11 protein-coding genes are annotated in these 7,812 nt (G+C 69.1%); 5 read left to right on the forward strand and 6 right to left on the reverse strand.

Annotated elements, in window-relative coordinates:
* Positions 1 to 4 precede the first annotated feature (4 nt).
* From ABZU53_RS16510 to ABZU53_RS16530, 5 genes are all read left to right on the forward strand, one after another.
* Complete coding sequence (locus ABZU53_RS16510) at positions 5 to 586, forward strand: dihydrofolate reductase family protein (protein ID WP_355066594.1); 582 nt, start codon at positions 5 to 7, stop codon at positions 584 to 586.
* A gap of 82 nt (positions 587 to 668) precedes the next feature.
* Positions 669 to 1,007 carry a metalloregulator ArsR/SmtB family transcription factor gene (locus tag ABZU53_RS16515; protein ID WP_355066595.1) on the forward strand — a complete coding sequence of 113 codons (339 nt, stop codon included), beginning with the start codon at positions 669 to 671 and terminating at the stop codon, positions 1,005 to 1,007.
* Complete coding sequence (locus ABZU53_RS16520) at positions 1,004 to 1,480, forward strand: SRPBCC domain-containing protein (protein WP_355066596.1); 477 nt, start codon at positions 1,004 to 1,006, stop codon at positions 1,478 to 1,480. Before ABZU53_RS16515 ends, ABZU53_RS16520 begins: the two co-directional genes overlap by 4 nt.
* Positions 1,477 to 2,103: a dihydrofolate reductase family protein gene (locus tag ABZU53_RS16525; protein ID WP_355066597.1), complete on the forward strand. Its 627-nt coding sequence runs from the start codon at positions 1,477 to 1,479 to the stop codon at positions 2,101 to 2,103. The genes ABZU53_RS16520 and ABZU53_RS16525 overlap by 4 nt, the downstream gene beginning before the upstream one ends.
* A 184-nt stretch (positions 2,104 to 2,287) precedes the next feature.
* Entirely contained in the window at positions 2,288 to 2,800 is a 513-nt protein-coding gene (locus ABZU53_RS16530) for a hypothetical protein (RefSeq protein WP_355066598.1), read from the forward strand.
* Positions 2,801 to 2,886: 86 nt separating this feature from the next.
* On the opposite strand, the gene ABZU53_RS16535 is transcribed toward ABZU53_RS16530, so the two are convergent.
* From ABZU53_RS16535 to ABZU53_RS16560, 6 genes are all read right to left on the reverse strand, one after another.
* Positions 2,887 to 3,546: a VTT domain-containing protein gene (locus ABZU53_RS16535; protein ID WP_354857770.1), complete on the reverse strand. Its 660-nt coding sequence runs from the start codon at positions 3,544 to 3,546 to the stop codon at positions 2,887 to 2,889.
* A gap of 57 nt (positions 3,547 to 3,603) precedes the next feature.
* Positions 3,604 to 4,158: a phosphatase PAP2 family protein gene (locus ABZU53_RS16540; RefSeq protein WP_354857773.1), complete on the reverse strand. Its 555-nt coding sequence runs from the start codon at positions 4,156 to 4,158 to the stop codon at positions 3,604 to 3,606.
* A 119-nt stretch (positions 4,159 to 4,277) separates the two neighbouring features.
* Positions 4,278 to 5,693, reverse strand: a complete 1,416-nt coding sequence (locus tag ABZU53_RS16545; RefSeq protein ID WP_355066599.1) for a HAMP domain-containing sensor histidine kinase — start codon at positions 5,691 to 5,693, stop codon at positions 4,278 to 4,280.
* Between the two features lie 80 nt (positions 5,694 to 5,773).
* Positions 5,774 to 6,451: a response regulator transcription factor gene (locus tag ABZU53_RS16550; RefSeq protein ID WP_354857778.1), complete on the reverse strand. Its 678-nt coding sequence runs from the start codon at positions 6,449 to 6,451 to the stop codon at positions 5,774 to 5,776.
* A gap of 200 nt (positions 6,452 to 6,651) precedes the next feature.
* Entirely contained in the window at positions 6,652 to 7,422 is a 771-nt protein-coding gene (locus ABZU53_RS16555; protein WP_355066600.1) for an ABC transporter permease, read from the reverse strand.
* Positions 7,423 to 7,560: 138 nt separating this feature from the next.
* Positions 7,561 to 7,812: ricin-type beta-trefoil lectin domain protein (locus tag ABZU53_RS16560; RefSeq protein ID WP_354857782.1), on the reverse strand; the 252-nt coding region annotated here is incomplete at its 5' end.

Raw genomic sequence — 7,812 nt, forward strand, 5'->3', positions numbered from 1 at the left:
CCCCGTGGGCACAGTGGTCATGTACAGCTCGGTGTCCGTGGATGGCTTCATCGCGGACGAGAATGACCAGCCCGGGCCGCTGTTCGACTGGTTGACCAGCGGTGACGTCCCGTTGGACGAGGGCGGCGGGCTGAAAGTGTCACAGACGTCCTACGACTACACCCGGCCGTACTGGGACCAGATCGGGGTGACAGTCGTCGGCCGCCACGTCTTCGACATGACGGACGGCTGGGACGGGAAGCCTCCGGGCGGGATCGACCACGTGGTCGTCGTGACGCACCGGCCGGCGCCCGAGGGCTGGGATCCCGAGGCGCCGTTCCACTTCGTCGACGGCGTCGAGGCAGCCATGGCCAAGGCACAGGAGCTTGCGGGTGACCGAGTGGTCGAGGTCGCCGCTGGCGACGTCGGTGGCCAGGTGCTTGCCGCGGGCCTGATCGACGAGGTGCGCACGGACGTCGTACCCGTCGTGTTCGGGTCCGGCAAGCGCTACTTCGGGTCGGTCCACGCGCACCACCTGTTGGAGGATCCTGACGTGGTGATTCACGGCAACCGGGTGCTTCACCTGCGCTATCGGGTGCGCCGCTGACCGATCTGACCGTTTGGCACTCCGGGGGCGCTTCAACACTTTGCTCTTGCGCTAAGTATCGCTGCGGGCGACACTTAGCCGCATGGCACAGTATTCGGCGCAGCTCGACGGCGTGTTCGTCGCCCTTGCCGACCCGACCCGGCGCGGGGTCATCCGGCGCCTCGGCCACGGCCCGACGAGCGTCGGCGATCTCGCCCGCGAGTTTCCGATGACCCTTCCCTCGTTCATGAAGCACGTACGGACGCTCGAATCCAACGGGCTGATCCGCACGACCAAGTCCGGCCGGGTACGCACCTGCGCGCTCAACCGCGAGTGCCTCGCGCTCGTCGACGACTGGCTCGGGGAGCAGCGCCGAATCTGGGAAGCGCGCACCGATCGCCTCGAACGCCTCGTCACCGACCCCGAGGAGAACCAACAGTGAATCCGGATCTGGACCTGACCGTGGAGCGTGTCATCCGCGCCTCCCGCGCCGCGGTTTGGAGCGCGTGGACGGACCCGTCCCGCTTCGAGAAGTGGTGGCTCCCGGCTCCGACCCTGTGCCGCGTCGACCGCCTGGACGTCCGGCCCGGTGGCGCGCTCGTGACCCGCCTCAGCGATGACGGGGTGAAATTCGTCCCGCACCTTGACGCGACCTTCCTCGTCGTCGAGGAACTGGAGCGGATTGTGTTCACGAACGCGATTGACAGCGCCTGGCGGCCCACGAACCCGACCCCGGTCCCCATGACCGCCGAGATCACCCTGAGCGATCATCCGGACGGCACGGACTACCGGGTCATCGTCCGTCATGGTGATCCCGCCGCTCGCGCCCGTCACGAGGAACTCGGCTTCTTCGACGGCTGGGGCTCGGTCACCAAGCAACTGGCCGGGGTCGTCGAAGGCGACGATGCACGATGAAGATCACCCTTACCGAGTTCGTAACCCTCGATGGGGTCAGTCAGGGTCCCGGCTCGCCCACCGAAGATACAAGCGAGGGCTTCACCCAGGGCGGCTGGCTCGTGCCCTACCTGGACAAGCTCTTCGTCCAGCGCACCTCTGACTGGCTAGCTCTCGCTGACGGTCTGCTACTGGGGCGGCGGACCTACGAGGCCTTCGCCCGCGACTGGCCGCAGATCACCGACCCGAACGACCCGTTCACCGAACGGATGAACTCACTACCGAAGTACGTCGTGACCAACACCCGCACGGAAAGTAGCTGGCACCCGACCACGCTGCTCCACGGCGACCCGATCCACACCGTCGGGAAACTCAAGGCGCACCCAGGACGAGAACTTCAGATCCACGGGAGCGCACGACTCGGCAAGGCCCTGTTGTCGGCCGGCCTCGTCGACACACTCCGACTCGTCGTCGCCCCCACCGTGACCGGTTCCGGGCGGCGGCTGCTTGACCACCCGAGCGCACCCGTCGGCCTGCGACTCGTTCACCACGAGGTAACGGCGAACGGCCTACTGCTGCTCGAGTACGAGCATGTCGGCGCCGCCCCGGTGGCGGAATACGAGGGCGTCACGGCCCTCATCTGATCACCGCGCTCGGGATGTGGCCGGCCGCTGCCTGATCCCCTCGGCGGTCCTGCCTGGAAGGCCCGGATCGGTAGGGCGACCTCGATGCAGCGGCCGATCAGCGGGTTCAGGTGGTTCCCCCCGGCGGGGGTAACCGGGCCCCAATGAGTCGTACGCCACGCTCGGGCTGCGTTAGCCTCGCCCGGTGCGATACCTGAGCGAATCGTTCGCGGTCGGCGCATTGCGCCGGTCGGCCTCGATCGAACAGTTCCTTGGCCCGACCTTTCACGGCGAGCGTCGGGGCGTCCGCTGGGTCGCCATCGAACCTCGGCGCAACGGCCGGTACGCGGTGATGGCCTACCTCAGCTGGGACATCGGCGGTGAGCACTTCCGTGATCTGCTGGAGTTCCCGCCGCTGGATCCCCAAGCCGACGACGCCGGTGAACTACTCGCCGAGGTTGACGATCCCGTCGAAGCCCTCGCCACCGCCGAACGCGTCACGAACGCCGTACGCGAGCGTTGGACGAACGTCGGCGTCGCCGCCGAGGACTACTTCGATTACGTACGATCCGGTCGGCTGCCCGACCCGCTCACCAAGGACGCCGCGACCCACGTAGTACGCACCCTACTGATCACCGGTGGCGGAATTGAACGAACCGTCTCCTGGTGGCTGGACGGCGTTACGCGCCGGACGGATGTCTGCACATCAGCGACATGATCTTCTGGCCCGCCGGCCGCTCCCGGACAGCCGAGGACATCGTCGACCACGCTTGGTCCTGCACGCCGATCAGCCTGTAACAACCCCTACGACGAGCGGGCGGAGGTCCGGGCGGTGCTCCAGCGGGATCGAAGGAGCTGGATTCCGATCGGCAGGACGGAGACTACGACGATGCCGATCAGGATGATCTCGATGTTGGCCTTGACGAACGCGACCTGGCCGAGGAAGTAGCCCAGGACGGTTACGCCGACGCCCCAGAGCGCCCCGCCGATGATGTTGTAGGCCAGGAACGTCCGGTAGCGCATGTGGCTGACTCCGGCGATAATTGGGGTGAACGTCCGCACAATCGGCACGAACCGGGCCAGCACCACGGACCGGGCTCCATGGCGGTCGAAGAAGTCGTTGGCCCGGTGCACGTTCTCCTGCTTGAACAGGCGGGAGTTGGGTCGGCGGAACAGGCTCGGGCCGACTCGCCTGCCGAACAGGTACCCCACCTGATCCCCGGCGATCGCGGCCACGGCCACCAGCAGGCAGAGCAGCCAGAGCGGTTGGTGCAGGTAGTGGCCGTCGGCGACGAGAAGCCCGGCGGTGAACAGCAGCGAGTCACCCGGCAGGAAGAACCCGATCAGCAGCCCTGACTCGGCGAACACGATCGCGAGGATGCCGATCAGCCCGAAGGTGGAGATCAACCACTCCGGGTCGAGGAAGCTGGGCCCCGCAGCCGCCGAAGCGAGGGACGTTGACACGATAGAACCTCCGAGGGGTGTGGTGCGTAATCGGGCGGTGCGGGCGGGCAAGAGTGATCAGTGATTGCTGGTCGCAGCCCGTGGACGGTGTTGGTGGGCGCGCCAACCGAGGACGCGTGCGGCAAGCGCGATGATCAGAACCGCTCCCCCGCCGATGACCGCGCCGGCGAGGATGTCGGCTGGGTAGTGCACGCCCGCCCAGACTCGGGCGAAGCCGATGACAGCGGCCAGCACCGAGAGCAGTAACCCCCAGCGCCAGGACAGGAACACCCCGACGGCGAAGGCCACCGCGAAAGCCGCCGTGGCGTGGTCGCTGGGCAGCGACCCTCCTGGGTCGTGTGGGATCAGCTGATGCACGGGATGCGTCTGAAACGGGCGGGCCTCGTTGCTGGCACGTGCGACCACCTGACCGGCGGCGAACGCCAAGGCCAGCGACGCCCCGACGCGGACGAGTAGCGGCCAACCACGCGATCTCAGGCCGAGCAGCAGCGCGAACGCCGCCACGGCGCCGAGGGGGTAGATCAGCCAGACAGCGCACCACTCCAGCACGTCGTCGAGCGGATCACGATGTCCGGCAGCTGCGTTGATGAGGTGAAACAGGTGATAGTTCATCGGGCGTCCGATCCCGTCGCCGACCCGGCTCCCGTCGACCGGCTGGGCCCAGCCAATCTGTTCGCGACTGAGAGGACCCTGAAAGGCGAGGACACCGGCAGTCGCACACGCCCTGGGGGTCAGTCGCCCGGTTCGCTGTCGCCGGTCAGCGGCAGACGGATCTGGATCGTCATTCCGGGGCCAGGCAGCACCCGCACGGTCCCGCCGTGCGCCGCAACGATCTCCCGGGTGATCGGCAGGCCCAGACCACTTCCGCCGTCGGCGCGGGCCCTGCTCTCGTCGAGCCGGACGAACCGTTCGAAGATTCGTTCCCGCTGGGCGACCGGCACGCCCGGCCCATCGTCGGTGACCTCCAGGCATCCCCACCCGTCCTCGGCCCCGACCCGTAGGAGCACCTCGTGGCGTGCGTGGTGAGCGGCGTTGTCAGCGAGGTTGCGCAGCGCCCGCCCGAGGTCGTGGGCGTCGCCGGTCACCCGCACCGCGGTGAGCTGGGTTCGGACGGTCAGGTCCGGTCGGCGGGCGGAGAGGTGCTCCCGCTCGGTGTAGGCCAGGTCGTCGAGGTCGACGTCCTCACGGCGCAGGGTGAGCCCGTGTTCGTCGATACGGGCGAGGAGCAGCAGGTCGGCGACCAGCCTGCCCAGTCGCTGCGACTCTCGGCGCATCAGTCGGACCAGGTCGTCGTTCGCGCCAGGCAGGGGCGTCATCGTAAGGCGGTCGAGGCCGGCCTGCAGGGTTGCCAGCGGGCTGCGCAGTTCGTGGCTGGCGTCGGCGATGAACCGCCGTTGACTGGTCGCCGCCGTCTGCAGTCGGTCGAGCATGCTGTTCATCGTCTGCGCGAGTGCCGCCACCTCGTCGTGCGCTTGGGGCACCGGCACCCGGGCGTGCAGATCTCGGGCGGTGATGCCCGCTACCCGACGGCGAATCGCCTCCACCGGACGCAGCGACCGGCCAACGAACAGGAACACGGCCGCGCCGATCAGCAGCAGCATCGCCGGCAACCCGATGACCAGGATCGCGGCGATCACCTCGGTGCTCTCGTGGACTGGTCGCAACGACTGGGCCACCAGCACCGTCCGGGTGCCCGAGCTGGTGCCGACACCAATCGCGACCACCCGATAGGCGTCATCGTCCGCGAAGGGCAGCGTCCGCTGTTCCCGCAGCGTCTCGCCGGCAGCGGGACGCAGCCGGGACAGTGGCACGGCACCGTCGAGCGTCGGCGACGCCGCCTGCACCACACCCGACGGCGCCAGTACCTGCACCAGGCTCTGCTCCCCCGGACGGGGCTTCAGCGTCTGGGCGATGGCACCGGAGTCACCGCCAGCTACCGCCGTGGCCACCTCGGCGGCGCGTTGCCGGGCAGCCGCGTCCACGTTGCGGACCAGGTTGGCCCGGGCCAGGTAGACGAAGACGGCCGCGCCAATCCCGAAGACCACCGCCACCACCATGGTGGCGGCCAGCGCCGAACTCAGCCGCACGCCCAGGCGGCGGCGTGCCCACCGGGCCGGGGCCCGCAACGAGGTGAGCATCGTGGCCATATCCGCAGCCTAGGGTCCTCGGGGCTGAGAAGGCGCTGAGAGACCGCCAGGGTGGTGCGACTGCGCCACGTGGGGCACTGTCATCCGCCGTCGGCGGCCAGCCGGTAGCCCATGCCCCGTTCCGTCTGGATGGCCCGCCTGCCAAACGGATGGTCGATTTTGCGGCGCAGGTAGCCGACATACACCTCGACGATGTTGGGGTCGCCGTCGAAGTGGGCGTCCCAGACGTTGTCGATGATCTGCCGCTTGGACACCACGTCGCCACGATGACGCATGAGGAACTCCAGCAGCGCGAACTCCCGGGCGGTCACCCGGATCGGTTGCCCAGCGCGGGTGACCTGCCGCCGGGCCGGGTCCACTGCCAGGTCACCGGCGGTCAGGATCACCGGTCGGGCCGGGGCGCCCCGGCGGATCAGTGCCCGCAGGCGGGCCACCAGCACCACGAACGAGAACGGCTTGATCAAATAGTCGTCGGCGCCGAGGTCGAACGCGTCGGCCTGGTCGTACTCGCCGTCCTTGGCGGTCAACATCAGCACCGGCGTCCACACGTCCCGCGAGCGCAACTGGCGGCACACCTCGTAGCCGTTGAGGCCGGGCAGCATGATGTCGAGCACCACCGCGTCGTACGGGTTCTCGGTGGCTGCCCACAGCCCGTCAATCCCGTTGTGCTGCACATCGACGGTGAATCCCTCGTCGGTCAGGCCGGCGCGGATCACCTCCGCCAGGGCGGTCTCGTCCTCGACGACCAGCACGCGCACGCCGCTCGTTCCTTCCCGCCCGTAGTCCCCCGGCGGGCCCGGCCGGGTCCGCGTCACCTCCGATCATCGCGCGCGAAGGGGCGGAGGCGGCCGAGTCAGGATATAGGCGACCCAAAAGGCCAAGATCGGGCTCAACCAGGACCGTGGGGACGCCGCCGCGGCCACGGGCCCAGTACACCCACGGCACATATGCCCACACGTCAGCGACGGCTCGGCCGGGGTTTCGGCGTGGCGGGTTGGAGACGGCTGCGGGCCACCAGTTCGACGGTGAGGACGACGGCGACGGCCTCTACGGCGAGGAGCCCGACGAGGACGACCAACTGCGTCACTCCGGCGGCGAGCGGGCTCGCTCCGCCGAGCAGCACACCGACGAAGGCGCCGGGCAGGGTCACCAGGCCAACCGTCCGGGTCTGGTCAAGCGCCGGGACCAACGCCTGTCCCGCCGCCGGACGGCACACCAGCAGCACCGCGTCGCGGGGCAGCAAGCCCAGGGCCAGGCCGGCCTCCACCTCACCGCGTCTGCTGGTCAGCTCGTCGAGCGCGCGCCGCCCGGCCAGCGACGTCGCGGTCATCGCCCCGCCGACCAGGATCCCCGCGACCGGGATGATCGCGATGCCGCGCATCGGCACCAGGCCCGCCAACAGCAGCCCCGCCACCACAGCCATGCTGCCCACCACGATCGGCGCGCCGGCCCACCACCCCCGACCGCCGCCCGTGACACGCCGACCGGACGTGCCCGCCGCCACCGCGCACATCAGGACAACAAACGCAGCTGTGGCCCACAGCGACACCGCGATGCCCGCGATCAGCAGCGACACGGCACCCAGTTGGATCGCGGCACGGACGGCGGCGACCATCACCTGCCGACCGTGACCCAGCTTTCCGAAGGTCACGACGACCGCCGCTACAAGGGTCAGGACAACCAGCGCGACACCGAGCTTCGGGCCAACCACGAGCATGGTCGAGGACATGCCGACAGTCTCCCGCCACGCCCGGCCCTCGCGGTCGCGGCCGACATGCCGCGCTGTCGATATTCGCCGAGCGTAGGACGCTGGAGACGGGCGCCCGGGTACGTGCTCCTCCGGGCACCCGCCCCCGGCGGGGGTTGGTCAGCCGCGTCGCCACTTCTGGTTGGCGCCGCCGTTGCAGGTCCACAACTGCAGGACCGCGTCGTTGTTCGGGTCCCAGTCCTTGATGTCGACGCACTTGTTGGCCTGCGGATTGACCAGGTCACCGGCGCCGCTGAGCACGAACTGCTGCGCGGGGTTGCCCGAACAGGTGGCGATCTGGATGGCAGCGCCGTCGGCAGTGGAACCCCAGGCCACGTCCATGCACTTGTTGTTCTGGGTACGCAACGTGCC

The organism is Micromonospora sp. NPDC005194, from assembly GCF_040608335.1.
Taxonomy (GTDB): domain Bacteria; phylum Actinomycetota; class Actinomycetes; order Mycobacteriales; family Micromonosporaceae; genus Micromonospora.